The 25,090-nt window shown below is 70.0% G+C and carries 27 protein-coding genes; 10 read left to right on the top strand and 17 right to left on the bottom strand.

The annotated features are described in order from the left end of the window. Window positions 1-71: 71 nt before the first annotated feature. From ACZ6TI_RS00555 to ACZ6TI_RS00545, 3 genes are all read right to left on the bottom strand, one after another. Entirely contained in the window at window positions 72-818 is a 747-nt protein-coding gene (locus ACZ6TI_RS00555) for an anti-sigma factor (RefSeq protein ID WP_465342834.1), read from the bottom strand. Further along, window positions 815-1,411, bottom strand: coding sequence for a sigma-70 family RNA polymerase sigma factor (locus tag ACZ6TI_RS00550; protein WP_465342833.1), 597 nt, complete (start codon window positions 1,409-1,411; stop codon window positions 815-817). The genes ACZ6TI_RS00555 and ACZ6TI_RS00550 overlap by 4 nt, the downstream gene beginning before the upstream one ends. Window positions 1,412-1,496: 85 nt before the next feature. Next, on the bottom strand, window positions 1,497-2,375 hold the full coding sequence (locus tag ACZ6TI_RS00545; protein WP_465342832.1) for a Gfo/Idh/MocA family protein: 879 nt from the start codon (window positions 2,373-2,375) through the stop codon (window positions 1,497-1,499). Window positions 2,376-2,418: 43 nt separating this feature from the next. Here ACZ6TI_RS00545 and ACZ6TI_RS00540 point away from each other — a divergent pair, with 43 nt between their 5' ends. Together ACZ6TI_RS00540 and ACZ6TI_RS00535 are read left to right on the top strand one after the other, a co-directional pair. Continuing rightward, window positions 2,419-2,784 (top strand): hypothetical protein, encoded by a 366-nt coding sequence (locus ACZ6TI_RS00540; RefSeq protein ID WP_465342831.1) that lies wholly within the window; start codon window positions 2,419-2,421, stop codon window positions 2,782-2,784. Further along, window positions 2,777-3,214: a hypothetical protein gene (locus ACZ6TI_RS00535; protein ID WP_465342830.1), complete on the top strand. Its 438-nt coding sequence runs from the start codon at window positions 2,777-2,779 to the stop codon at window positions 3,212-3,214. The genes ACZ6TI_RS00540 and ACZ6TI_RS00535 overlap by 8 nt, the downstream gene beginning before the upstream one ends. Here the strand turns inward: ACZ6TI_RS00535 and ACZ6TI_RS00530 are convergent. The 7 genes from ACZ6TI_RS00530 to ACZ6TI_RS00500 all read right to left on the bottom strand — a co-directional run bounded on the left by ACZ6TI_RS00530 (window position 3,204) and on the right by ACZ6TI_RS00500 (window position 9,596). Continuing rightward, complete coding sequence (locus tag ACZ6TI_RS00530; RefSeq protein ID WP_465342829.1) at window positions 3,204-4,340, bottom strand: Fic family protein; 1,137 nt, start codon at window positions 4,338-4,340, stop codon at window positions 3,204-3,206. The two genes, ACZ6TI_RS00535 and ACZ6TI_RS00530, sit on opposite strands and share 11 nt — an antisense overlap. Before the next feature lie 67 nt (window positions 4,341-4,407). Next, a complete protein-coding gene (locus ACZ6TI_RS00525) occupies window positions 4,408-4,881 on the bottom strand; it encodes a pyridoxamine 5'-phosphate oxidase family protein (RefSeq protein WP_465342828.1) in 474 nt (157 codons plus the stop codon). After that, the gene (locus ACZ6TI_RS00520) at window positions 4,878-6,332 is read right to left on the bottom strand and encodes a glutathionylspermidine synthase family protein (protein ID WP_465342827.1); all 1,455 of its coding nucleotides are present in this window, start codon (window positions 6,330-6,332) and stop codon (window positions 4,878-4,880) included. The genes ACZ6TI_RS00525 and ACZ6TI_RS00520 overlap by 4 nt, the downstream gene beginning before the upstream one ends. A 1-nt stretch (window position 6,333) precedes the next feature. Then, window positions 6,334-6,765 (bottom strand): hypothetical protein, encoded by a 432-nt coding sequence (locus tag ACZ6TI_RS00515; RefSeq protein WP_465342826.1) that lies wholly within the window; start codon window positions 6,763-6,765, stop codon window positions 6,334-6,336. Window positions 6,766-6,815: 50 nt separating this feature from the next. Then, on the bottom strand, window positions 6,816-7,574 hold the full coding sequence (gene fabG / locus ACZ6TI_RS00510; protein WP_465342825.1) for a 3-oxoacyl-ACP reductase FabG: 759 nt from the start codon (window positions 7,572-7,574) through the stop codon (window positions 6,816-6,818). A gap of 17 nt (window positions 7,575-7,591) precedes the next feature. Continuing rightward, window positions 7,592-9,238, bottom strand: coding sequence for an alpha-amylase family protein (locus ACZ6TI_RS00505; RefSeq protein WP_465342824.1), 1,647 nt, complete (start codon window positions 9,236-9,238; stop codon window positions 7,592-7,594). A 7-nt stretch (window positions 9,239-9,245) separates the two neighbouring features. Next, window positions 9,246-9,596: a PadR family transcriptional regulator gene (locus tag ACZ6TI_RS00500; RefSeq protein ID WP_465342823.1), complete on the bottom strand. Its 351-nt coding sequence runs from the start codon at window positions 9,594-9,596 to the stop codon at window positions 9,246-9,248. Between the two features lie 74 nt (window positions 9,597-9,670). Between ACZ6TI_RS00500 and ACZ6TI_RS00495 the strand changes: the two genes are divergently transcribed. Continuing rightward, entirely contained in the window at window positions 9,671-10,318 is a 648-nt protein-coding gene (locus ACZ6TI_RS00495; protein ID WP_465342822.1) for a DedA family protein, read from the top strand. A 19-nt stretch (window positions 10,319-10,337) separates the two neighbouring features. Here the strand turns inward: ACZ6TI_RS00495 and ACZ6TI_RS00490 are convergent, their stop codons facing one another. The 5 genes from ACZ6TI_RS00490 to ACZ6TI_RS00470 all read right to left on the bottom strand — a co-directional run bounded on the left by ACZ6TI_RS00490 (window position 10,338) and on the right by ACZ6TI_RS00470 (window position 15,257). Then, window positions 10,338-11,528: a chitinase gene (locus tag ACZ6TI_RS00490; RefSeq protein WP_465342821.1), complete on the bottom strand. Its 1,191-nt coding sequence runs from the start codon at window positions 11,526-11,528 to the stop codon at window positions 10,338-10,340. 20 nt (window positions 11,529-11,548) lie between these two features. Further along, on the bottom strand, window positions 11,549-12,781 hold the full coding sequence (locus tag ACZ6TI_RS00485) for a chitinase (protein ID WP_465342820.1): 1,233 nt from the start codon (window positions 12,779-12,781) through the stop codon (window positions 11,549-11,551). Between the two features lie 83 nt (window positions 12,782-12,864). After that, window positions 12,865-14,250, bottom strand: coding sequence for a carbohydrate-binding protein (locus ACZ6TI_RS00480; protein ID WP_465342819.1), 1,386 nt, complete (start codon window positions 14,248-14,250; stop codon window positions 12,865-12,867). A gap of 83 nt (window positions 14,251-14,333) precedes the next feature. Continuing rightward, window positions 14,334-14,957, bottom strand: a complete 624-nt coding sequence (locus tag ACZ6TI_RS00475) for a YidC/Oxa1 family membrane protein insertase (protein WP_465342818.1) — start codon at window positions 14,955-14,957, stop codon at window positions 14,334-14,336. A 45-nt stretch (window positions 14,958-15,002) separates the two neighbouring features. Further along, a complete protein-coding gene (locus tag ACZ6TI_RS00470; protein ID WP_465342817.1) occupies window positions 15,003-15,257 on the bottom strand; it encodes a DUF6412 domain-containing protein in 255 nt (84 codons plus the stop codon). Between the two features lie 68 nt (window positions 15,258-15,325). On the opposite strand from ACZ6TI_RS00470, the gene ACZ6TI_RS00465 reads away from it, so the two are divergent. From ACZ6TI_RS00465 to ACZ6TI_RS00455, 3 genes are all read left to right on the top strand, one after another. Next, the gene (locus ACZ6TI_RS00465) at window positions 15,326-16,474 is read left to right on the top strand and encodes a carboxylate-amine ligase (protein ID WP_465342816.1); all 1,149 of its coding nucleotides are present in this window, start codon (window positions 15,326-15,328) and stop codon (window positions 16,472-16,474) included. Then, the gene (locus ACZ6TI_RS00460; protein WP_465342815.1) at window positions 16,471-17,850 is read left to right on the top strand and encodes an FAD-dependent oxidoreductase; all 1,380 of its coding nucleotides are present in this window, start codon (window positions 16,471-16,473) and stop codon (window positions 17,848-17,850) included. Before ACZ6TI_RS00465 ends, ACZ6TI_RS00460 begins: the two co-directional genes overlap by 4 nt. A 142-nt stretch (window positions 17,851-17,992) precedes the next feature. Further along, window positions 17,993-19,339 carry a polysaccharide deacetylase family protein gene (locus ACZ6TI_RS00455; RefSeq protein ID WP_465342814.1) on the top strand — a complete coding sequence of 449 codons (1,347 nt, stop codon included), beginning with the start codon at window positions 17,993-17,995 and terminating at the stop codon, window positions 19,337-19,339. Here the strand turns inward: ACZ6TI_RS00455 and ACZ6TI_RS00450 are convergent. Continuing rightward, window positions 19,257-20,129: an Fpg/Nei family DNA glycosylase gene (locus ACZ6TI_RS00450; protein ID WP_465342813.1), complete on the bottom strand. Its 873-nt coding sequence runs from the start codon at window positions 20,127-20,129 to the stop codon at window positions 19,257-19,259. The genes ACZ6TI_RS00455 and ACZ6TI_RS00450 overlap by 83 nt on opposite strands. Before the next feature lie 158 nt (window positions 20,130-20,287). On the opposite strand from ACZ6TI_RS00450, the gene ACZ6TI_RS00445 reads away from it, so the two are divergent. The 4 genes from ACZ6TI_RS00445 to rocD all read left to right on the top strand — a co-directional run bounded on the left by ACZ6TI_RS00445 (window position 20,288) and on the right by rocD (window position 23,870). Further along, window positions 20,288-20,896 carry an ATP-dependent Clp protease proteolytic subunit gene (locus tag ACZ6TI_RS00445; protein WP_465342812.1) on the top strand — a complete coding sequence of 203 codons (609 nt, stop codon included), beginning with the start codon at window positions 20,288-20,290 and terminating at the stop codon, window positions 20,894-20,896. Window positions 20,897-21,000: 104 nt separating this feature from the next. Continuing rightward, entirely contained in the window at window positions 21,001-21,645 is a 645-nt protein-coding gene (locus ACZ6TI_RS00440) for a thrombospondin (protein ID WP_465342811.1), read from the top strand. 219 nt (window positions 21,646-21,864) lie between these two features. Then, window positions 21,865-22,659: a dimethylargininase gene (ddaH, locus tag ACZ6TI_RS00435; RefSeq protein WP_465342810.1), complete on the top strand. Its 795-nt coding sequence runs from the start codon at window positions 21,865-21,867 to the stop codon at window positions 22,657-22,659. Further along, window positions 22,656-23,870: an ornithine--oxo-acid transaminase gene (gene rocD, locus ACZ6TI_RS00430; protein ID WP_465342809.1), complete on the top strand. Its 1,215-nt coding sequence runs from the start codon at window positions 22,656-22,658 to the stop codon at window positions 23,868-23,870. Before ddaH ends, rocD begins: the two co-directional genes overlap by 4 nt. On the opposite strand, the gene ACZ6TI_RS00425 is transcribed toward rocD, so the two are convergent. Next, a complete protein-coding gene (locus ACZ6TI_RS00425; RefSeq protein ID WP_465342808.1) occupies window positions 23,867-25,015 on the bottom strand; it encodes an FHA domain-containing protein in 1,149 nt (382 codons plus the stop codon). The two genes, rocD and ACZ6TI_RS00425, sit on opposite strands and share 4 nt — an antisense overlap. Window positions 25,016-25,090: the final 75 nt, after the last annotated feature.

The raw sequence follows: 25,090 nt of genomic DNA, 5'->3' as shown, positions 1-25,090 counted from the left end.
TTGCCCCTTTTGTTGGCGAGTGTCACCAACTATTCGGAGTCAAGCCGGTTGCAGATGGGTTGGGCGGAAAGTCAGATCAGCGGGACCTGGGAAACCAGCGGCATGCTGGGCGTGGTCGACCCGCCGGCGGGCTCGGCCGTCACTCCGACCATGTCCGTCCCCGGCAGCCCGTCGACGATCTGCACGGCGCCGGTCTGGCCGACCGCCAGCGCGCCCTGCGACCTGGGCGTGGTGCCGCGGATGGTCCAGAGCTGGAAGACCTTGCCGTCCGGCGGCGGGGAGTCGGCGCCGAGCAGGATCACGCCGGCGTCGTTCACGTCCGACGACGCCACGGTCACCTTGCCGCCGCCGATCATCCGGGCGGTGCGCACGACCAGGTCCGGCGCCGCGAGAATCTGCCGGGCCCGGGCCTCCCGCTGCGCCACCGCGACGGCGATCGAGTCGGCTTCGCGTACCCGCTGCTCTTGAACCTGATAGACGGCCGTGCTCGCGCCACCGGCCAGGACCACCGCGGCGGCCGCGGCGACCAGCCAGCGGTTGCGGTTGCGCGGGCGCTGATCGACGCGCATCGGCGCGGGCGACACCGGCGCGAGCTGACGCGTGCGGGCGACCGCCGCCATCACGTCGGCGCGCAACCGCGGCGGCGGCACCGACCAGGCGCTGTCGGCCAGCCGGGCGGTGGTCTCGCGCAACTCGTCCAGCTCCATCCGGCAGCTCTCACACTCGGTGATGTGGCGATCGAACGCGGCCCGCTCGAGATCGTCGACGGCGTCCAGGGCATAGGCGCCGACCAGCGCGTGAATGTCCGTGGGGGTCATGCCGGCACCTCCACCCCGAGGCAGTCGCGCAATCGGATCAGCCCGTCGCGCATCCTGGTCTTGATCGTCGGCAGGGGCGTGGCGAGGAGTTCGGCCACCTCGCGATAGGAGTGCCCCTGGTAGTAGGCGAGCGTCACAGCCTGGCGTTGCAGCCCGGTCAGGTCGTCGAGGCAGTGCCGCACCTGCTGACGTTCCAGCCGGCCGGTGACCTCGTCGACCACCTCGTCGTGCGGGATCTCGACGCTGGCGATGCCGACCTTCATGACCCGGTCGGCGGCGGACTGCTCGGAGCGCACCCGGTCGACCGCCCGCCGGTGCGCGATGGTGAAGATCCAGGAGGTGGCCGAGCCGCGGGCGCCGTCGTAGCGGGCGGCGGTGCGCCAGACCTCGACCAGCACCTCCTGCGCGACCTCTTCGGCCTGCGCCGGATCGCGCAACACGCGGCGGATCAGGCCGTAGACGCGCGGCGCGACCAGTTCGTAGAGCTGGCCGAACGCCGCCTCGTCGCCCTTGGCGACCTCGCCGAGGAGGGCGCCGGCGTCGGGCGGAGGCGTGGGCACCGCGGAGAGATGGTCGCGGGCGCGCTCCGTCATGGTGGTCAGCCTTTCGCCGTACGTCGTCGCGATGCTCACCCGGGATTCGGCGCGTACACGCTATCGGATGGTTCGCCGAGGCGAATCAATCGGCGACGGTGACCGTGGTGCCCGTTTCCGCGGCCTTCTCGGCTGCCTCGAGGACGGCGGTCACCTCGGCGCCGAAGCCGACACCGAGTCCGCTTTCGCCGGCGATCAGCTGGTCCAGGGCGTTGCCGAAGGCCAGCACCGGCTCCCACGGGATCTCCGGCACCTCGCGGACACCGGCCTCACCGGCGAACATCGCCGCCTCCCGGGTGGCGGCCGGCGGCACGTCCACGGAAAGTGTGATCTTGCTGACCGCGCCGGACGCGTGCCGCAGCATCAGGTGGCTCATGTCCCGCGGCGCGACCATCGCGGCCACCTCGGTCACCGGCCCGAGCACCGGCAGCACCATCGCGACGGCGTGCGGCCCGACGTCCCAGAGGCCGCCGCTCTCCCGGCGCCACGGCGACTCCCCGAACGGGTTGCCCTCGTCATAGATCGTGCCAACGTGATCGACCCGGGCCTCGACCCAGCCCCCGGTCGCGATCGCCTCGTCCAGGAAATCGGCGAGCGTGGGCAGCAGGCGGCGGGTGAAGAACACCACCGAATGCCGGTCTCCCAGCGCGCTCTCGATCTCCCGGGCCTCCGCGGCGGTGAACGCCACCGGCTTCTCCAGCAGCAGGTGCTTGCCCGCGCGCGCCGCCTGCAACGCGAGCGGGGCCTGCACCGCGGGCGGCAGCGCCATCGCCACCGCATCGACATCCGCGAGCAGATCCGCAACCCCCGGGTACGCCCGCACACCGTGCTCGCCGGCCAGCGCGGCGGCCTTGCTCTCGTCGCGGCCCCACACGCCGACGAATTCGGTCCCGTCATGCGCGGCCAGCCCCGGGGCGTGTGCCATCCGAGCCCAGGGACCGGTGCCGAGCAGACCGAAGCGCATGGCCGCAAGCTAACACGGACTTCCGATCAGTACGCTGTGCCGCGTGAACGGTCCTCTGTCCGTGGCGACCATCGTGGTGGCCCTGGTGCTCGCCGCATGGTTCCTGCTGCGCTCGGCACTGAACCGCCCGCCCAGCCGGCTCGACCTGATCGCCGCCGGGGTGCTCAGCGCGCTGGTCGTGGTGCTGTGCGTGGTGGCGACGATCGGCCTCTTCGGCGACGACCGGCCGAGCGAGATCGGCACCTTCGCGGGCTACCTGATCACCGCGGTCGCCTTCACACCCACGGCGCTGGTGCTGGCCCGGATGGAGCCGACCCGCTGGGGCAACCTGATCCTCGGAGTGGCCGCGCTGGTGATGCCGGTCCTGGTGCTGCGCCTGCAGCAGATTGCGTCGGTGACCGGTGGCTGAGCCCGGCTCCTCGCCCGCCCGCACCCGCCCGCGCGACGCCGCGATCGGTTCCGGCCTGGGCCGCGTGCTGCTGCTGGTCTACGGCATCTTCGCGCTCTCCGCGAGCGCCCGCGCCCTGGTGCAGATCAGCACGCACTTCACCGAGGCGCCGCTGGCCTACCTGCTGTCCGCGGTGGCCGGCCTGGTCTACATCGCGGCCACCGCGGGCCTGGCGATCGGCGGCCCGCGCGGCCGCCTGATCGCCCTGACCAGCTGCTCGATCGAACTGATCGGCGTCCTGGTGGTCGGCACCCTGACCATCGCCGACGCGGTCGACTTCCCCGACGCCACGGTGTGGTCCCACTACGGCAGCGGCTACGGCTACGTGCCGCTGGTCCTGCCCTTCATCGGCCTGTGGTGGCTCTGGCGCCACCAGCCGGTCAAGGACTGACCGGCTCGCCGTACGGATTCCGCAGCGGGATCCGCTCGCCGACGACACCCTGCCGGATCTCCCGAAGCTCCGGCGTGCCGACGTAGTAACGCCCTCTGGTCTCGCCCTGCGGCCGAAGCAGACCACCGGTGACCATCATCCGCAGATCACGGTTGGCCGTGCCCAGCTCGACCTCCGCATCACGCTCGTAGACCGCTCGCCGGACCTTGAGCCCCAGGCTCGCCGGGTAGAGCGCATGGACCACTCGTTCCGGCAGACGTCGTTTGGTGGCCACCGATTCGAGCTCGGTCCAGCTGCGGGCGGTCTCCTCCACCCGACGCAGCACCGTGTGCGCCTGCATGTGGTGTGCGGCCAGGTTGAATCGCATCCAGGTCGAGGGGTCGCGGTCGGGGTGCCAGGATCCGGCGCCGGTCTCCGCCAGCACCGCGTAGTAGGCCTGGGTGTTCCGGCCGAGCCACTCCTCGATGCTGCTGAACTCGGGGGCGAGGATCTTCTCCCGGGCGAGCACGAGGGTCTGCAGGGCGCGCGCCATCCGGCCGTTCCCGTCACGGAACGGGTGGATCATCACCAGGTTCAGGTGGGCCATCGCGGCCCGGATGAAGACCGGACACGACCCGTCCGGCGCGGCCAGCGCCGCCACCAGCTCGCCCATGAGTTTCGGGACCTCGGCCGGGCCGGGACCCTCATAGACGGTGAGATCGCGCTCCTCGTCGTGCACGAAGATCTGGCCGGGCCGGTAACGCCCCGGGCTCTTGGACAGGTCGTGTCCGAGCATCATGAAGTGCAGGCTGCGGATCAGGGACTCGTCGAGGGCGAAGTCGCTGTCGTCGGCCAGCTGCTGAATGTAGGTCAGCGCGTTGCGATAGCCGACGATCTCCGATGACGTCCGGCGGTCGGCGTCGAGCGGTTCCTCGTCCTCCATCAGCGCGAGCGCGTCGTCGAGGCTGACGTCATAGCCCTCGATGCTGTTCGAGCCCTGCACCGCGCGCGCCTTCAGATTGCGGCGCATCTGGCCCTTCCACCGCCGCGGCTCGTGCAGATAGATGCGCAGGCGACGGCGCAGGTCATCGATCTCACCGATGACCCGGTGATCGTCTTCGCGCAGCGCGGGAGGGCGGAACAGCATGACCATCACGTTGACAGATTGACAGATAATCTGTCAACGTTGATAGATTATCTGTCAATCTGTCGACTCAGAGGGTGACCTCGCGGCGGGTGTCGATGCCGGTGCCGTAGGTGGGGTCGCCGCCTCGGATGTGGACCTCGTGCCGGGTGGCCACCGCCTTGTAGAGGCGCAGGTCCTCGTCGCCGCTCAGCTCCTCGGGGGTGAAGGCCACCGCGCCCTCGCCGACCGCCGGGTATGCCTTGGCGCACTCCGCCGGCAGGTCCGCCGCCGGCACCTCGGCGGCCGTCGCGGTCAGGTAGACCGCCCTGCCCTGGCCGACTCCCGCCGTCGAGTCGTAGATGACGATGGCCACCGGCGGGCGGGCCGCGATGTTCTGCGAATGGTGGGAGTTCGGCGACGACACCCAGTAGAACTCGCGGTAGCCGGCATGGGTGAAGTAGACCGGGGAGACGCGGGGGCGGTTGTCCGGCTCCGTCGTACCCAGGGTCAGGTAGTGGTTTTCGTCGATGACCTCGCGAGCCATCCGCGCCAGGTCGCTCACGTGATGATGTGCGGCACGAAGTTGCACTGGTCCTTGGTGATCAGCCCCTCGACGCCGAGGCCCTCGCGGATGCCCATGCCGGCCGGCTCGCCGTCGATCAGCCAGGCGCCGATCACCGGGTGCACGTCGCCCTCCAGGCCCTCGAAGGTCGGCAGCTCGCACAGCTCCTGCACCACGAAGCGGCCGTCCGCGCCGTATTCGCTCGGGTTGTCGGCGATCGCGTCGCCCTCGCGGACCAGCGTGACCGAACCGCCCTCGCGGCCCCAGATCGGCTTCTTGGCATAGCTCTTCAGCTTGGCCGCCGACGACGACTCGGCGAAATAGGACGGCAGCAGGTACTTACCGCGCTCGGGGTGGTCGCCGAACAGCTTCCACAGCACCGGCAGCAGCGCCTTGTTGCCGAGCAGCGCGGCCTTGTACGGCGGCTCGATCCACACCGTGCCCTTCTTCGTGGGATCGGCCATGTTCCGGAAGAAGGCCTTACCGCCCTCCTCGTTCCAGAACCACTCCCACGGATAGAGCATGAAGATGATGTTGATCGGCTCGGCCTTGTGCTCCTGGCCCGGCGACGGCACGAACACCACCCGGTCGCCGGCCACGTCCCAGCCGATCTGGCTCATCGCGATCAGCTCGACCGGGAAGCCCGCCTCTTCGGCCGTGGCCATCAGGTAGGCCACGTTCATCCGGTCCTCGCCGGTGGTCTCCGACGTCTCGTACGCGAAAAAGATCTTCGGCTTTTCCGGGAGCCAGGTGCGCGCCTCGCGCAGCTTGTTGATGTTCCGCCGCCACGCGCCCGGGTCGGCCGGCTCGCCGTCCGCCGCCTCCCAGCCCACCAGCCGGTCGTGAATGGAGTTCCACTGCCGCCACGGATGCTGGGTCAGGTTGGTCTGGTCGGCCCAGTGCCACTGGATCACCGCCGCCTCGACCAGCGACGTCGGCGTCTGCGCGTTGTATTCGAGCAGCCGCGGCGTGCTGCCGGCGCCGTTGTACCAGAGGTCGAAGCGCCCGTAGACGCTCGGCGAGAAGTCCGGCGTCTCCATCGGGAGGCGCATCTCCGGGTCCTTGTCGTAGTGCGTCCACGTCTCCGCGTCGCCGTCGAACCAGGTCCGGATGATCTGCTCGTGCGCGTACTCCGGGATGCCGATCTTGGTCAGGAAGCACGACTCCGGGGTGCAGATCGAGGCGAAGTAGCCCTGCTTGCGCCCCTCGACGGTGTGTCGCGGGCACTGCTGGACCATCCAGTCGCCGGCCTCCAGGCACATCGCGTTGAGCGTCGTGGTGGCGGTCTCGAGCTCCTCGATCTCGCCCTCGGTGAAGTCGTAGTACGGCCCCTCCTGCCAGTAGGACATCATCGTCCCGTCCGGCAGTTCGGTGTCGTTGTATGTCAATCCCAGGCTGTAGTTGGTCAGCCGCCAGCCGTCGCGGACCGGGCCGTAGGGAACTCGTTTCACCTCAGCTGCCGGATTTGCTGCCGGACGACGACTTGCCGGACGTCGAGGTGCCGCTGCCGCCCTTGCCGACCACGCTGGTCTTCACCGTGCCGTTGCTGATCCGCCCGGTCGACGGCAGCCCGAAGGAGGACCGCGCCGCCCGGTCGTTGTAGGCGAACTTGCTGCCGCCCGCCGGAAGCTTCGAGCCGACCGAGTAACCGGGGCGGTAGCTCGAGGAGTGCCAGATGAAGAAGGGGAGGAGACCGACGCCACCCGCGTTGTTGCCGTCGTCGTCGCAATTGTCCTCGTCGACCACCACGCCGTTCTCGTCGGCGCAGTAGAAGCCCTCATCCTGCGTGTCGTCACCGTTGTCGCATGCCGCGACGCCGCCGGCGGCCAGCAAGAGGAAGGTGCTGGTCAGCGACACGCTGCGGGAGGTCATCCGTCGTTTCACAGTCCGCTTCTCCACAGGTTCTTTTGTAGCGCCCGGGAGCAACCGGGCGATTACGCGCGGGGACCGCCGGCGACATAGATCACCTGACCGGACACGAAACCGGCGCCCTCGCTGACCAGGAAGGATACGGTGTTCGCGACGTCTTCGGGGCGCCCGGCCCGAGCCACCGGAATCTGACTGACGGCGTTTTTCACAAAAGCGTCCCAATCGACGCCCACCCGCTTGGCCGTCGCCGCGGTCATGTCGGTCTGGATGAATCCGGGCGCCACCGCGTTGGCCGTGACACCGAAGCGACCCAGCTCGATTGCCAGCGTCTTGGTGAAGCCCTGCAGTCCGGCCTTCGCGGTGGCGTAGTTCAGCTGGCCGCGGTTGCCCAGCGCGGAGGTGCTGCTCAGGCTGACGATGCGGCCGAACCCGGCGTCCACCATGTGCTTCTGCACCGCGCGGGTGAACAGGAACGCGCCGCGCAGGTGGACCGCCATCACGGTCTCCCAGTCGTCGTCGGTCATCTTGAACAGCAGGTTGTCGCGCAGCACGCCGGCGTTGTTCACCAGCACCACCGGCGGACCGAGCTCGGTGGCCACCCGCTCGACCGCGGCGGTCACCTGCTCTTTGTCGGAGACGTCCGCGCCCACCGCGAGCGCGGTGCCGCCGGCCTGCTTGATCGCGTCGACGGTCTCGGCGCAGGACGGCTCGTCGAGGTCGATCACCGCGACCGCCAGGCCGTCGGCGGCGAGCTTCCGGGCGGTGGCGGCGCCGATGCCGCGGGCACCTCCGGTGACGATCGCGACGCGGACGTTATTCGACATCAAGCCTCCCAGCTCGTTCATGCGGTGCGGCGCAGCCGGATCCAGCGGTATCCGTGACCCGCGATCTCCAACTTATCGAGTGCGCCGGGCTCGGCGTACTCCTGATCGGCCAGCACGTCGTTGGGGAAGTCCGCCTCCGCCGCCAGGCTGCTCAGGTCGACAACGCCAGGATTGTTGCACAGGTTGTGCACAAACACCATCGTCCCGGTCACGTCGTCACAGCGGTGCGCGAGCACCCCGGTCGGCAACGGCACGTCGATGTGCTTGCAGGAGCCGCTGCCCACCTCAGGCGCCTCACGCAGGGTGCGGATCATCCTCTCGAACCAGGACAACAGCGACTGCGGGTGGTGTCGCTGCTGGGTGACGTTGACCGTCTCGTATCCGTACTCGCCGCCGGTGATCACCGGACGCACGAGCTGGTCCGTCGAGGCGGTCGAGAACCCGCCGTTGGCGGTCAGATTCCACTGCATCGGGGTACGGATGGCGTTGCGCCCGTCCTGCGACAGGTCGTCGCCCATCCCGATCTCGTCGCCGTAACGCAGCACCGGGGTGCCACGGAGGCTGAACTGCAGCGCGTACGCCAGCTCGATGTGCCGCCGGTCGTTGCCCAGCATCGGGGCCAGCCGCCGCCGGATGCCGCGCCCGTACAGCTGCATGTTCTCGTCCGGCCCGAACTTCGCGAACACCTCGGCGCGCTGGTCGGCGGTGAGCCGGGACAGGTCCACCTCGTCGTGGTTGCGCAGGAAGGTCGCCCACTGGCCGCCGTCCGGCAGCTTCGGGGTGTCCTGCAGCGCGTCGATGATGCCCTCGGGGTTCTCCCGGGCCAGCGCCAGCATCAGCCGGCCGTTCAGCATGAAGTCGAAGAGCATGTGGATGCGGCTGGACGAGCCGCCGGCGTCGCTGAAGAACTTGGTCAGCTCGGCGGGCTCCACGTTGGCCTCGGCGAGCAGCACCGAGTCGCCCTTGCGCCACTGCACGTGCTGCCGCAGGTCGTTGAGGAAGTCCAGATCCTTGACCGCGTCCGGCTCGCCGGGCACGGTCTCCTCGATGATGAACGGCACCGCGTCCATCCGGAAACCCGAGACGCCGAGCTGCAGCCAGAACGAGCAGATCTTCTTGATCTCGGTGCGCACCTCGGGGTTGGTGATGTCGAGGTCCGGCTGGAACTTGTAGAACCGGTGGTAATACCAGAGGCCCGCCTTGCGGTCCTTGCTCCACGTGGTGGCCTGCTCGCCGGGGAAGACCATGCCCTGGTGGCGGTCGGCCGGCGGGGTCTCGGACCAGACATACCAATCGCGGTACGGCGAGTCCGGCGACGAGCGGGCCGACTGGAACCAGGGGTGCTGATCCGACGTGTGGTTCACCACCAGGTCGATGATCACCTTGATGCCGAGGCTCTCCGCCTGATGCAGCAGCTCGGCGAAGTCGCCCAGGGTGCCGAAGCGCGGATCGACGTTGTAGAAGTCCGAGACGTCGTAGCCGTCGTCGCGGTTGGGGGTCGGGTGGATCGGGTTGAGCCAGATGCAGGTCACGCCGAGCCGGGCCAGGTAGTCGAGCCGGCCGATCAGCCCGCGGAAGTCACCGCACCCGTCTCCGTTCGAATCCGCGTACGTGTCCACGTCGAGGCAGTAGATGACGGCCTTCTGGTACCACCGGTCGCTCATGCGTCACCTAAGTGACCGGTGCGACGGCTCCCGAAACGCCCCGGCCGCCGAGTCGGCGCTCGGCGATGGTGGCCTGCTCGCGAAGCCGCGCCGACTCGGCCGCCAGGCGCTGCTCGCCGACCCCGGTCAACCGGTAGTAACGCCGCAGCCGGGACTGCACGACCTCCTCGCGGTCGACCTCGATCAGCCCGTCGCCGCGCAGCCGGTCGAGCGCCGCATAGAGCGTGCCGGCCCGCAGCCGCACTCGGCCGCCGGTCATCCGGGAGACGTCCTCGATCACCGCATAGCCGTGCTGGGCCTCGGCGGCGAGCGCGGTCAGCACCAGGAAGGTCGGCTCGCGCATCGGCACATCTGTCATGCGGCGAGCATATACCGATCAGCGGTATATCGGTATTCAGGTTCGCTTCAGGGTTGTCGGGTAGAACTGAGCCCATGGCCGAAGCCGATCTCACCCAGGCCGGCGGGCTCATCGGATGGGTCGCGTCGGTCATCGACGCCATGGGCGAAGTAGGCGTGGGCCTGCTGGTCGCACTGGAAAACGTCATCCCGCCGATCCCCAGCGAGGTCGTGCTCTCGATGGCCGGCTACCTGGCGAACGAGGGCCGGGTGAACGTGGTGCTGGTCTGGATCACCGCCACGGCCGGTTCGGTGATCGGCGCACTGCTGCTCTACTGGCTCGGGTACGCGCTCGGCGAGGAGCGGTTGAAGCGCTGGCTGGACAAGATCCCGCTGGTCGACAGCAACGACCTGGACAAGGCGGACCGCTGGTTCGAGCGGCACGAGAAGGGCTCGGTGCTGGTCGGCCGATGCGCGCCGGTGGTGCGCAGCCTGGTGTCCATCCCGGCCGGCGCCAACCACATGCCGCTCGGCCTCTTCACCCTGCTCACCGCGATCGGCAGCGGGGTGTGGAACCTCCTCTTCGTCGGCGGCGGTTACCTGCTGGGCTCACGCTGGCAGCGGCTCGAGCAGTACAGCAACTACTTCAACTACGCGTTCTACGCGTTCCTGGTCGGCGCGGTGGTCTGGTGGGTCACGAAGAAGGTCCGGCAGCGCCGCGCGGCCGCCAGCCCGGTGGACTGACGGCCGCTCCACGGAGTTCTCAGAAGCCGGCGCTGATCTCGCTGAACTCCCAGTCCCGCTGCGGGGTGTAGCTGCACTGACCGAGGTCGCCCGCGCAGTCCCGGTCGCGGTTGACGTCCCAGAACGCGAGGCGGGCGAAGCCGTTGCTCTTCGCGTAGGCCACGATGTCCCGCCAGTTCTGCGTGGTGGTGACCTCACCGGTGTCGGACCGGCCGTTCATGCCGGAGATGCCCATGTGCGCGTAGGCCTGCGCGTCGGTCCAGCCGAAGGTCGTCTTGAGCTGGTTCTTCAGGCCCTCGGAGGCGCTCACGGTGGCGTTGTACATGTTGTTGCCGCCGCCGAAGTTGAACGGCATCTGGGTGAAGATGTCGATGTTCGCGTTCTTCGCCTTCGCCTGGTTGATCAGCCGGGTGCCGTAGTAGCTCGGGCCGTTCATCGTGGTGCCGAAGGTGACGATCGTCTTGATGCCCGGGTTGTTGCGCTTGACGATGGCCAGCGCGTCGACGATCCGGTCGGCCACCACCTCGTTCTCGAACTCGTCGCTGTTCTCGATGTCGATGTCGATCGCGGTGAAGCCGAACGCGTTGATCACCCGTTGATAGGCCCCGGCCAGCGCCTCGGCGTTCGGGCAGTTCGGCCCGAGCTTGTTGCCGGACCAGCCGCCGAAGGACGGGACCACCGTGCCGCCGCGCGCCTTGATCGTGTTGATCGTCTGCTCGTGCACTCCGCCGGTCAGCATCCCGGTGTTGTCCCAGACCGGGTTGCAGCCGCTGGCCAGCACGAACGCGAGGGTGAACGACCGGATGCCCTTTTCCATGATCGTGCCCGGCGCCGGCGTGTTGCCACCGCCCGGATAGATGTAGGGCGCGGCCGGCATCTTCGTGCCGCCGGGCGGCGGGTCGGTCGGCGGGTTCGTGGGCGGGCTGGTCGGCGGGTCGGTCGGCGGGGTGGTGCCGCCGCACTGGCCCAGGTCGGCCCAGACGTCCCACTGTCCACTGTGGGTGGCCGGGCTCTCGTTCTGGTTCCACCACTTGGCCCGGTAGTTGTGGCTGTTCTGCGAGGCGGTGTTGCCGTTCACGTAGACGGTCGACGAGTTCCACGCCGGGACACAGGCCTCGGCCGCCTGCGAGACGGTCATCGGCAGGATCGCGGTCGCGATGCCGGTCAGAGTCACCGCCGCGACGGTGAGCAGCTTGGTGCGGAGTTTCATGGGGATGTCTCCTGAGGGGGTCAGGGCAGGGTGTTCAGGTGGGGGCGCACGGTGTTGGCGAAGCCGTTGCCGGTGGTGACGTCCCAGTTGATCGACCAGGTCATCGCGCCACGGATGCCGGGATAGGTGCGCGGCGGCTTGAACGAGCCGCAGTTGGTGCCCCGGGCGAGGCAGCTCAGCGCTTGGTTGACCACGCTGGGCGAGACATAGCCGCCGCCGGCCGCGCCGCTCGACGCCGGCAGGCCCACGGCCACCTGGTCCGGCCGCAGTCCCGCCTCGAGCTGGATGCAGGTCAGCGCCACGATGAAGTTCACCGTGCCCTGCCCGTAGGCGGCGTTGTTGTCGCAGCCGAGCATCGCGCCCGAGTTGTAGAACTGGGTGTGGACGACGGTCAGGATGTCCTTGATGTTCAGCGCCAGCGCGAAGTACGAGCCGGCCGGGTTCTGCATGTCGATGGTCTGCGGCGCCATCGTGATGATCGTCGAGGCGCCGGCCCGCGCCCGGATGCTGCGCAGCGCCTGGGCCATGTAGGTCGGGTTGACCCCGTTCTCCAGGTCGATGTCGACGCCGTCGAAGCCGAACTGCTGCATCAGGCCGTACACGGAATTGGCGAAGTTGGTGGCCGCGCCGGCGTCGTTGACGCTGACCGTGCCGCGCTCGCCGCCGACCGAGAGGATCACCTTCTTGCCGCGGGCGTGCAGGGTGGTGATGTCGTTCTTGAAGTCGGCGTTGGTGTAACCGCCCACGCTCTGGCTCAGGCCCGGGTCGATGGAGAAGGTGACCGCGCCCGGCGTGCCGGTCGCGTCGGCGAAGGCCACCGCCACCAGGTCATAGGTGCCCGGCACGTCGCGCAGCCGGATCTCGTTGGCGGGATTGTCGAAGTTGTGCCAGTAGCCGGTCAGGAAGTGGGCCGGCAGGGACCCGTTGGGCGGCGGGTCCGTCGGCGGATCGGTGGGCGGGTCGGTCGGCGGCGTGGTGGGCGGATCGGTCGGCGGGGTGGTGCCACCGCAGGCGCCCTGGTCGGCCCAGACGTCCCACTGGCCACTGTGGGTGGCCGGGCTCTCGTTCTGGTTCCACCACTTGGCGCGGTAGTTGTGCCCGCTCTGGGAGGCGATGTTGCCGCCGACATAGACCGTCGACGAGGCCCACGCGGGGGCGCAGGCCTCGGCAGCGGTGGCGGAAGAGCCCAGGTAGATGGCCGAGCCGCCGGCCGCAAGGACGGCGACGAGGGCGAGGATCGGGGAACGGCGCATGGGGGGTGCCCCTTCATGGACGTCGATGTCCCTGAATTATTAGGACTGTTAACAGTGCCTGTAAAGGGGCACCCCCGAATTACTTATCGGCGGAACTGGATCCAGTTGACGTTGACGAAGTCGGCCGGCTGGCCGCTGGTGAAGGTCAGGAACACGGTGTGCGTGCCGGACACGTTGGACACGTTGCCCGGGATCGATCGCCAGGTCTGCCAGCCGCCGGTGTTGCCGAGCGCGAAGCTGCCGATCGGCGCGTTGCTCCGGCTGTCGATCCGCACCTCGATCAGGCCGCTGACGCCGCCGCCGGCGCCGGACGCGACCCGGGCCACGAAGTCCCGCACCCCGCCACTGCCGAAGTTGACGTTGTTGTACTGCAGCCAGTCGCCGTTCGCGATCCAGCCGACGTCCTGACCGCCCTCGGCGCAGGCCTCGGTCTGCGTGCCGGACTGGGCGTTGAACGACTCCGCCTGGATCAGCGAGTACGCGTCCCGGGTGCCGGACGGCGGCTCGGTGGGCGGATCGGTCGGCGGCGTGGTGCCACCGCCCCGGCTGTAGACCGCGACGTAGTCGACCAGCATCGAGCGGCCCGAGACGGTCGCGCCGGTGGGCGTGGCCGAGCCCGCGACGCCGTTCGGGAAGGCGCCGCCCATCGCCACGTTCAGCAGCAGGAAGTAGCCGTTGTGCCCGGTCATGTTGGACCAGTGCGGCTCACCGATCTGGCTCTGGGTCACGGTGTGGAACTGCTGACCGTCCACGTACCAGCGCAGCTGGTTGGGCGAGACGCCGGCGTCCCACTCGAACGAGTACGTGTGGAAGCCGGACTGGCAGGTCGAGTTCGGACACGCCCGGTTGGCCCCCAGCCCGAGCGTCTCGTTGCACGGCCCACCCGGATTGACGCCGCAGTGCAGCACGCCCCAGACCGAGTTGATCCCGTTGACGTTCTCCATCACGTCGAACTCGCCGATCGCCGGCCAGTTCTGATAGTTCCCGCGATAGGGCGCGCCCAGCGCCCAGAACGCGGGCCAGTAGCCGGCCGCCTCGGCGCCGGTCACGTTCGGCATCTGGATGCGGCCCTCGATCCGCAGCACCCCGCCGGACGGCGGCTTGAAGTTGGTGCGCTGGGTCTCGATCCGGCCCGAGGTCCACTGCCCGTTGCTGCCGCGCACCGGCGTGATCCGCAGGTTGCCGTTGCCGTCGTGGGCCAGGTTCGTGGTCGAGTTCGTGTAGGTCTGGATCTCGCCGGTGCCCCACTGGCCGGGGCCGCCGGGGTACTGCGTGCCGGTGTCGATGATCCAGTTGGCGGAGCTCGGCAGCGTGTTGGCCGAGCCGGTGAAGTCGTCGGCCCAGACCTGGGTCCAGCCGGACGGCGGCGGGGGGAGGGCGGCGTCGGCGGTCGTCGCCACCACGACCGAGCCGGCGCCGAGGGCGACGGTCACGGACGCGGCGGCGAGGAGCCGTTTGCGGATGCTCATGAAGGTGGGGCCCTTCTCTGAAAGGGGTGAGAGAGCGCTCTCAGAGAAGTTTCCAGCGTGTTTCGAGATTCTGTCAATATGCATCATTGTCGATTGCCGAGGGTCACCGGCCGACGCCACACAGCGTGCTCGACCGCCGTCCAGCCGGCCGAGGTGACCAGATAGAGGCCGGCCGCGAGCGGCAGCACCACGATCGCCGGCACGCCCACATAAGGCAGCCAGGTCATCCACTTCGGGGTGTCCGGGTTGAGCCGGCGCATCCGCCGCGCGGCCCACCACGCCAGCCCGGCGGACAGCGCGATCAGTGCGGCGAAGAGCACCGGCGCGGCGGCCAGATGAGCGGTCAGCGGCACCCCGAGCAGGCCGCCGGCGATCAGGCCGTCGTTGCTGACCCGGAACATCAGCATGAAGAACGGCGCCTGCACCAGGGCCGGCAGCAGTGCGCCGAACGGGCTCGCGCCGTTCGCCCGCTGCAGCGCCAGGGTCTCGGTGGCCAGCGTCATCGGATCGTTCTTGTGCTTCTGCTTCAGTGCCTTGATCTCCGGCGCGAGCACCGCCCGGCGGCGCTCGCCGCGCACCTGCCAATAGGTGAGCGGGCTGATCATCAGGCGGACGGCGACGGTGAACAGGACGATGGCCAGGGCCGGCGTGGAGAAGGCGGCCAGGGCGTCGATGATGGAGTGGGCAAAGCTGACGAAAAAGGACATGGGCGTACCCCAGCGATCCAGAGAGCGGAGATGGACGCGGAGCGGCTAGACAGCCGCGGGGCACGCCGACGGGGCTCGGGGCCGCGGACGGCCGGCGGCGTCGGGATCACTGAGCCGAGGTGTGGTGACCGCTCGCAGGCGGCGGTGTGGAGCGGCGACGACCGCCCGGAACAGTGGCAGTGCGACGCCCGCGGCGGCCGCGACGATCAGCAGCGCGGCGGCGACGACGGCCAGGCCGAGCATCAGCTCAGTGGTGGACGAGGCAGGGCTCAGCAGCAGCCACAGAACCTGGAACACCATGCCGGCCAGATTACCGGCCGCGGGCAAGCGTCGTTTCCCGCCGCACCACGCCGGGTAACCGGCACGCCATGGACAGCGCGACCACGGTCTCCGACGAGATCGCCCAGGAGGCCGAGTCGCAGGATCTGCTGACGCTCGGCATCGAAGAGGAATATCTGCTCGTCCACGCGGTCGAGCCACACGCGGTGGAGGCGGTCGAGGAGGTCTTCGGCGAGGTGCCCGAGGACCTGCGGGAATCGGTGCAGCACGAGTTCATGCGCAACCAGATCGAGGTGGCCGGCCCCCCGCGGCTCGACCTGCAGGAGCTCTTCGACGCGATGCGCCGGCTGCGGACCGGGCTGGCCGAGGCCGCCGATCGGGCCGGCGTACGCCTGGTCGCGGTCGGCGCGTCACCGGCCTCGGGCCCGCACTCCCGGGTGGTCGACAACCCGCGATATCACCAGATGCGGGAGCGCTTCGGCGACCTCTCCCCCGGCTACGGCATGAACGGCATGCACGTGCACGTCTCCGTGCCCGACCCGGAGACCGGCATCCAGGTGCTCAACCACCTGCGGCCGTGGCTGCCGATCCTGCAGGCGGCCACCGCCAACTCGCCGCTCTTCGGCGGCCACGACACCGGCTATGCCAGCTGGCGCTCGATGCTCTGGGAGCGCTGGCCGACCGTCGGGCCGACGCCCTATCTGGAGTCCCACGAGCAATATCAGACGATGGTCTCCGACCTGGTGGCGAGCGGCGCGATGCTGGACGAGGGAATGCTCTACTGGTACGCCCGCCTCTCCGCGCACTACCCCACCGTGGAGATCCGGATGGGCGACGTCTGCCCGACCCTGGAGGACGCGTTGCTGCTGGCCGGGCTGACCCGGGCGCTGGTGGCGCGCATCCAGACCGACGTGCGCGACGGCCGGGCCGCCCCGAACGTGCCGCACCCGTTGCTGATGGCCGCCCACTGGCGGGCCGCGCACGACGGGCTCGAGGGCGTCAACATCGACATGGCCACCCGCGAGGCGCGCCCGGCCTGGCGCCTGTTCCGGCAGCTCTTCGATCACGTGCGGGACGAGCTGGAGCGGCACGGCGATCTGGCCACGGTGACCGAGCTGATGGAGAAGCTGCACTCGCGAGGCACCGGAGCGGCAAGACAGCGCGCCGTGCTGAGCCGGCGGGGTAGCGTCGCGGACGTGGTTGACGAGATGGCCGCGGTGACTCGCGGGGCAGCATGAGACTTGTCGTCATCGGGGGCGACGCGGGCGGCATGTCGGCCGCGTCCCAGGCCCGCAAGCGACTCGGGGGCAAGCTCGACACGGTGGTGTTCGAGCGCGGCCACTTCACCTCCTATTCGGCGTGCGGCATCCCGTACTGGATAGGTGGGTTGGTCAAGGACCGCGACGCGCTCGTGGCGCGATCGCCGCAAGCCCATCGCGAGGCCGGCCTCGACGTCCGGCTGCGGCACGACGTGGTGGGCATCGACCTCGATCGGCGCGAGGTGGTCGCGCACGATCTGGAGGCCGGCGGCGAGGTGCGTGAGGGCTTCGACAATCTCGTGTACGCGACCGGCGCGAACCCGGTGACCCCACCGTGGGCGCGGGTCCGCGGCGACGGCGTGTTCGGGGTGCAGACCCTGGACGACGGCGACGCCATCCACCGGTGGCTCGACTCCGACCCCCAGCCGCGCACCGCGGTGGTGATCGGCGGCGGCTACATCGGCGTGGAGATGGCCGAGGCGATGGTCAACCGCGGGCTCGACGTGACGCTGCTGGAGAAGAGCCCGCAACCGATGAAGGCGACGGTCGACCCGGACATGGGCGCCCGGGTCCGCGAGGCGATCGCCGGCCAGGGCATCGACATCCGCACCGACACCCACGTCGAAGGGCTGGAGACGCGCGACGGCCGGGTCAGCGGGGTCCGGATCCCGGACGGCACGCTGCCGGCCGACATCGTGGTGCTGGGCCTCGGCGTGCGTCCGAACACCCAGCTGGCCGCGGACTCCGGCATCCCGCTCGGGGTCACCGGCGGGCTCAAGGTCGACCTGCGGATGCGGGTGGTCGGCGCGGACGGCCCGCTGGAGGGCATCTGGGCGGCCGGCGACTGCGTGCAGACCACCCACCTGGTCAGCGGCCGGCCGGTGCACGTGCCGCTCGGCACCCACGCCAACAAGCAGGGCCGGGTGGCCGGCATCAACCTGGGCGGCGGCTACGCCACCTTCCCCGGCGTGATCGGCACCGCGGTGACCAAGGTGTGCGACCTCGAGGTGGCCCGCACCGGACTCACCGAGAAGGAGGCCGCCGCCTGCGGGTACGCCTTCGTGACCGCGACCGTCGAGTCGACCAGCCGGGCCGGCTACTACCCGGGCGCCAGCAGCATGGCGGTCAAGATGATCGCGGAGAAGCGCACCGGGCTGCTGCTCGGCGCGCAGATCGTCGGTCGCGAGGAGGCGGCGAAGCGGATCGACGCGCTGGCCATCGCGATCTGGAACAGGATGACCGTGGAGGAGATGACCGCGCTCGACCTGAGTTACGCGCCACCGTTCGCCCCGGTCTGGGATCCGGTGCTGATCGCCGCGCGAAAGGCGACGGACGCCGTGCACGCGGCGGGTTGATTCCGGTACACGCACCGCCTTGACCGGCAACGATCACCCCGCGTGAAGCAGTGATCACCGATCTGGTATCGCGTTAGATCTTGGGAACCGGTAGTCATAACGGATGCTGCAGCCGCCTTCCGACCAAAACGCGTCGGAACGCATGCCTCGGCACGCCCTGGACGACACGCCGTCGAGCGGCCGGCACCGCCGGCCCGAGACCCTGGCGGACACCGTTGCTCCCCGGCCGCGGGTGTCGATGGAGTGGGATCCCACCGACGAGTGGCATCCCGCCGACGACCGCATCCGGGCCGCCCGGCTGGCCGCGGCCAAGCTGCACCGCAACGAGACCTCCGCCAGCGGCCACCGGCGCCGTGCGGCTTCCCGGCGCGGCAAGCACGCCCGCGCGGCCGACCCGCTGTCGATCACGGTCAAGCCGCTCACCTCGGTGCTGACGGCCGCTTCCGATCGCCCGTCGACCGGCTCGCACCGCGCCCCCGGCACCCTGCCGATCGAATCCTGGGTGCTGGCCGGGAAGCCCCGCCAGCAGGCGCTGATGGGCGCTCTGGTCGCGGTCGGCCTGGCCCTGGTGATGATCCCGGTCGCCCGGCAGGACGCGCCGTCGTCGCCGATCAACGCGGCCGGTCAGTCGGTGATCGACGGCTCGGCGCCGGCGAAGAGCACCGGCCGGCCCGCCGATCCGCCGGCCGCCGCCGGCAAGCCGGCCCAGAAGGACAAGCCGGCCGAGCAGAAGGACAAGCCGGCGGACCCGTCGGCGACCAGCCCCTCGACGCCCACGGCGACCAGGCCGAACACCGAACCCCCGCTGATCGAGGTGCCGCTCGGCGACGGACCGGCCCAGTCGCTGCGCACCACCGGAAACAAGACGGTCGCGCTCACCTTCGACGACGGACCCGACCCCGAGCACACCCCGGCCATCCTCGCGATGCTCGCGGAGTACGACATCAAGGCCACCTTCTGCCTGGTCGGCGAGCAGGTGCTCAAGCACCCCGAGGTGGTCCGGCAGATCGTCGCGGCCGGGCACACCCTGTGCAACCACACCTGGGACCACAGCCTGACCATCGGCAAGGACAAGCCGGAGAAGATCCGCGCCGACCTGCAGCGCACCCGCGACGCCATCCAGGCCGCGGCGCCGGGCACGCCGATCCCGTTCTTCCGGGCGCCGGGTGGCAACTTCACCCCGCGCCTGGTGCAGGTGGCCTACCAGGAGGGCATGCGCTCGCTCTACTGGGAGGTCGACCCGCAGGACTGGAAGCACCGGAAGGGCGAGACGGACGAGCAGCACGTCACCCGGGTGGTGGACGAGGTGCAGAAGGCGGTCAAGCCTGGCGCGATCGTGCTGTCGCACGACTACAACCAGCCGGACACGATCCTGGCGTACGCGCAGTTGCTGCCCTGGCTCGACGCTAACTTCGAGCTCGGCGTGCCGGAGGCCGGGCCGCCCGCTTCCCCGCCCGCCGCGCCACCGGCCGCTCCGCCTGGCACCTAGGGCACCAGTAGAGGTTCCGGCCGGCCAGCGGGCCACGCGCGATGGCCGTGCCGCAGATGTGGCAGGGCTGGCCGGGGCGCCGATAGACATAGACCTCGCCGCCGTGCCGGTCCACCCGCGGCGCCCGGCGCATCGCCTCCGGAGTGTGCGTGGTGTGCACGGTGTCGATCCGGCCGCGGGTCACGCCCTCCTTCATCAGCGCGCGCAGGTCGGTCCACAGCTCGTCCCAGCCGGCCGGGGTGATCGCGCGGCCCGGCAGGGTGGGCGCGAGCCCGGCCCGGAAGAGCACCTCGTTCGCATAGATCAGGCCGCAGCCGGCCACGATCGACTGGTCCATCAGCAGCGCGAAGATCGGTCGCGCGCTGGCCACGATCGTGGCGAAGGCCGGCGCGGGGTCCGCGTCGTCGCGCAGCGGGTCGGCGCCGAGCCGGGCCTTGAGGGCGACGACCTGCATCGGGTCGAAGACCTCGCACGCGGTCGGTCCGCGCAGGTCGAGCCAGTGGCCGGTGCTGATCATCCGCATCCGCACCTGGCCGATCGGCGGCGGCACCGGCGGGACGCCGTCGGTCACCTTGCCGTAGAGACCGAGGTGGACGTGCAGCACCGCGCCGGTGTCGTAGTGGTGCAGCAGGTGCTTGCCGTAGGCCTCGGTGTCGATCAGCGTGTGCCCGTCGAGCACGGCGGCGCCGGCCTCGAACCGGCCCTGCGGGCTGCTCACCTCGATCGGCCGGCCGGCGAAGAGCTCGCGGTGGCGAATGGCGAGGCGGTGGATGGTGTGTCCCTCTGGCACGGGCGAACTCTATCCAACGGGGTTCTTCTGGGGTTTTCCGCTGCGGGTTGGCTCAGTTATGCCGAGAGCGGATTCGCCCACAGGGGAATCGCTGGGCGGCCCGCGCTCGACGGGGGAAGGTGGTAGAGATCCGAACGCCAGGTGAGAGGGTGGGTCCCATGAGTGTTGACGAGACTGTGATGCGGGCCAACGGCGCATCCTTTGACGACCAGGTCTTCGAGCGGCTCCTCCGGGAGCGGATCATCTTCCTCGGGTCCGAGGTCAACGACGAGGTGACCAACCGGATCTGCGCGCAGCTGCTGCTGCTGGCCTCGGCCGACAGCGAGAAGGACATCGCGCTCTACATCAACTCGCCGGGCGGGTCGATCAGCGCGGGCATGGCCGTCTACGACACGATGCAATACGTGAAGAACGACGTCGCCACCATCGCGATGGGCATGGCGGCGTCGATGGGTCAGTTCCTGCTCTGCGCGGGCACCCCGGGCAAGCGTTACGCGCTGCCCCACGCCCGGGTGATGATGCACCAGCTCTCCGGCGGCATCGGCGGCACCGCGGCCGACATCGCCATCCAGGCCGAGAGCATGCTGCACATCAAGACGGTGATGAACGAGCGCATCGCGTTCCACAGCGGGCACACCCCCGAGGAGATCGAGCGCGACTCCGACCGGGACCGCTGGTTCACCGCCGAGGAGGCGAAGAGCTACGGCCTGATCGACCACGTGGTCCGCAAGGTCACCGACGTCGGCGCCGCATCTTCCCTGGTCTGACCTGCATCGATGGCTTGACGGACGCCCGGTTCGGCCGGGCGTCCGTTTTGCGTTGACAGGATCGGGGTAACGCCACTGCATCCCCTGACTGAGGAGGTGCTGACGTGAGGCTCCCGACGTTCTCCCGCCACGCCGAGACCGATACGACCGAAGAACGTCCCGCCGCCACCGGCTCCGGCTCGGTGGCCAAGCCCGACGACCGCACCACCACCCGGTTCACCACCGCCGGAGCGGCCGCCGACCATCAGTCCCGCTCCGGCGCCGAGCCCGGCCGCGCGACCGTCGCGCCGCGCCCGGTGATGACCCCGCCTCCGGCCCGTCCGCGGCCGGTCGACAGCACGGACGACACGCTCGAGAACCGCAAGGTCGACACCGACCGCAAGGTCGACGACACCCGCGAGGACCGCGTCGCGCCCGCCGGCCCCAAGCCGCGTGCCAGCCTGCTCGCCACGCTGGGCCTGGTGCTCGGTGTCGCCTCGGCGCTGCTGGTGCTCTCCGGCCCGCTGCTGGGCTACGGCATCGGCCTCGCCGTGCTGGCCCTGATCCTGTCGCTGAGCGGCATCCACGCCACCGGCCGCCGGCACGTCGCCGGCAAGTCCGACGCCCTGCTCGGCATGGTGCTGTCGCTCGCCGCGATCGTGGTCGGAGTGCTCGCGCTGACCGGTTCGCTCTCCTGGCTGGGCACCGACATGCAGCCTGTCAACTCGCTGCGCGAGTGGCTCGACACACAGTTTGTCGACCGTTTCTGACGGGTAGGTACAAAAACAGGAACCGGGCGGCTTCACCACCGTCCCGCCCCCAAAATTTCCGGCGGTGCGCTGGAGGCAGCAGTGAGCGGTGGCACTTTGGGCCACCGCTCACTCGTGTTTAACGAATCGCCGTTTCCGATGCCGAGAGCGCAACGATCGGTCGTGGCGCGCAAGGTTGATCTGCGGCGTAAGCAGGGCTTTCACGCATACCGTTGCGGCATGACGACCCGCCGCTTTCTGATGTGCCGGCCGACGCACTTCGCCGTCACATACCGGATCAATCCGTGGATGGACCCGACGGCGCCGTATGACAACGCCCTGGCGATCAGCCAGTGGGAGAACCTGCGCCGCACCTTCGAAGACCTGGGCCACACGGTCGAGCTGATCGACCCGCTGCCCGGCCTGCCCGACATGGTCTTCGCCGCGAACGGCGGCACCGTGGTCGACGGCAAGGCGCTCGCGGTGCAGTTCCGCGACCCGGAGCGCGCCGACGAGGCGCCGGCCTACCGGGCGTGGTTCGAGAACAACGGCTTCGAGGTGCACGATTCGAAGCACACCAACGAGGGCGAGGGCGACCTGCTGCTTGCCGGGGACGTGCTGCTGGCCGGCACCGGCTTCCGCACCGTGCACGCCGCGCATCTGCAGACCCAGGAGGTCTTCGGCCGGCCGGTGATCACGCTGCAACTCGTCGACCCGGCCTATTACCACCTCGACACCGCGCTTTGCGTGCTGGACGAGCGGACCATCGCCTACCTGCCGGCTGCGTTCTCACCGGGCTCGCAGGCCGTGCTGCGGCGGCTCTTCCCGGACGCGATCATCGCCACCCCGGCCGACGCCGCGGTGCTCGGCCTCAACGCGGTGAGCGATGGCCGGGCCGTGGTGCTGCCGGTGCAGGCCACCGCATTGACCGCCGCGCTCCGGGAGCGCGGTTACCAGACCATCGGGGTCGACCTGTCCGAGCTGCGCAAAGCCGGCGGCGGCCCGAAATGCTGCACGCTGGAGGTTCGCGCATGACGACCGTGGAGATGCGTACGCCGGAGGCGCTCGCCGAGGCCGAGCGTTACACCGCGCACAACTACCACCCGCTGCCGGTGGTGATCGCGGACGCCGAAGGCGCCTGGGTGACCGATGTGGACGGCCGCCGCTACCTCGACTTCCTGGCCGGCTACTCCGCGCTGAACTTCGGCCACCGCCACCCGGGCCTGATCGCGGCCGCACACGCCCAGCTCGACCGGGTCACGCTGACCAGCCGGGCGTTCGTGCACGACCAGTTCGCCGACTTCTGCCGCGAGCTCGCCGAGCTGTGCGGCAAGGACCTGGTGCTGCCGATGAACACCGGCGCCGAGGCGGTGGAGACCGCGATCAAGGTGGCCCGCAAGTGGGGCTACCGGGTCAAGGGTGTGCCGGACGGCATGGCGAACATCGTGGTCGCGGAGAACAACTTCCACGGGCGCACCACCACGATCGTCAGCTTCTCCACCGATCCGGACGCGCGGGACGACTTCGGGCCGTACACGCCCGGGTTCACCGTGGTGCCCTACGGCGACCTGGACGCGCTGACCGCCGCGATCGACGAGAACACCGTGGGCGTGCTGCTCGAGCCGATCCAGGGCGAGGCCGGCGTGCTGGTGCCGGAGGCGGGATACTTCGCCGGCGTACGCGCGGCCTGCACCGAGCGCAACGTGCTGCTGATCGCCGACGAGATCCAGTCCGGCCTGGGCCGCACCGGCCGCACGTTCGCGATCGAGCACGAGGACGTCGTCCCCGACATGTACGTGCTCGGCAAGGCGCTCGGCGGCGGCATCGTGCCGGTGTCCGCGGTGGCCGCGAACCGTGACGTGCTCGGCGTGCTGAAGCCGGGCGAGCACGGGTCGACCTTCGGCGGCAACCCGCTGGCCTGCGCGGTCGGCGTCGAGGTGGTGCGGCTGCTGCGGACCGGTGACTTCCAGAAGCGCTCGGCGGAGCTGGGCGAGCGGCTGCACGCCGGGCTGCGCGCGCTGATCGGCCGCGGTGTCGTCGCGGTGCGCGGCCGTGGCCTGTGGGCCGGCGTGGACATCGACCCGGCGCTGATGACCGGGCGGCAGGCGTGCGAGCGGCTCGCCGCCGAGGGCGTGCTGGTCAAGGACACGCACGGCTCGACGATCCGGCTCGCGCCGCCGCTGGTGGTGACCGAGGCCGAGCTCGACCAGGCGCTGGCCAAGCTCGAAAAGGTGCTCGCCGCTTAGCGCTCGAACTTGCGGATGGCCATGGTGGGGGCGTCGGACATCACCGAGGAGGGCTGGCTGACGCCGCCATTGGCCCACATCTTGGCCCGGCCCACGTTGACGCCCGCATAGAGCTCGACCACGTCCTCGTCGTCGAGCTTGCGGCTCTCCTGGCGGGCCAGCGTGATACGCGCGTCGTCGTCGGCCGAGCCGCCCGGGCGGATGCCGGTGCCGTTGGTGGACACGTCCTGGACGGTGAGCTCGTCGCCCTCCAGGGAGAACCTGGCGTGGCCACGGCTGATCCACTTGCGGGCGTCCTCGGTGAGCCACTGGCCCAGCATCACGCCGTCGCCGCCCTCCGGCGCCCGGCCGACCACGACCGGCGCGCCGGCGGCGACCACGAACCTGCGCCTGTTGACGTCGTCGATGCGTACCGAAAGAACCTCGATCGCGGGCCGCGGCCCCGCATCGGTGAGCTTGGACCCGTGCCGGGGGCAGCTCGGCACCCCGGCCTTCAGCGTCGGCGGCGGCTGAGCCACCGGGCTGGTCGTCTTGCGCATGTCCGCGAACGGGCTGTCCGATTCGCCACCGGCCCCGAAAGCGCCGCAGTTGGCCTCCGGGCAGCGCCACACCCGGGCGAGCAGCTTGGCGCCCATCGCCGAGGGCTCGCCGACCGCCGGGATCTCGCCGCGGCCGACCCGCGCCACCAGCACCGGGCCGCCGGCGCCGGGCACCGCGGCCAGCAACCGGCCGGGCTCGTCCACCCACTGGCGGCGATCGCGGAACAGCTCGGCACGGGACCGGGTGAGCACCGGCAGGCCGATCAGCTCGGCCACCTCCAGCACCCGGTCACCCATCTCGGGCACCACCTCGACCACGCCGTCGTCCGCCCAGCGGCGCACCACCATGCGCTCGTTGGAGGTCAGATCGGCGTCGGAGAGCAGGCTGCGCGGCGCGACCGCATAGACCGGGACGCTCTCCTCCGCGACGTGCCGGCCGAGCGCGTCGATGACCAGGCCCAGGCGCAGCATGCTGGCCGGGCGACCGCCGTCGAGATCGGCGTAACGGACCACCTCGGCCAGGTCGACGACGGCGCGGGCCAGCGCCGGGTCGGTGGTGAGCCGGGCCTCGATGGCGTCGAGGACCTTGCTGACCTCGAATCTCACGGATTACTCCCAGTACGTGCGCGGGCGGCTACCTCGAGCCATCATGCCGAATGGATCGCCGGACAGGAAATCCTG

The sequence above is a fragment of the Actinoplanes sp. NPDC051388 genome (assembly GCF_055586225.1).
The sequence above is the reverse complement of the archived record's forward strand: the minus strand, read 5'-3'. Positions and strand labels throughout refer to the sequence as shown.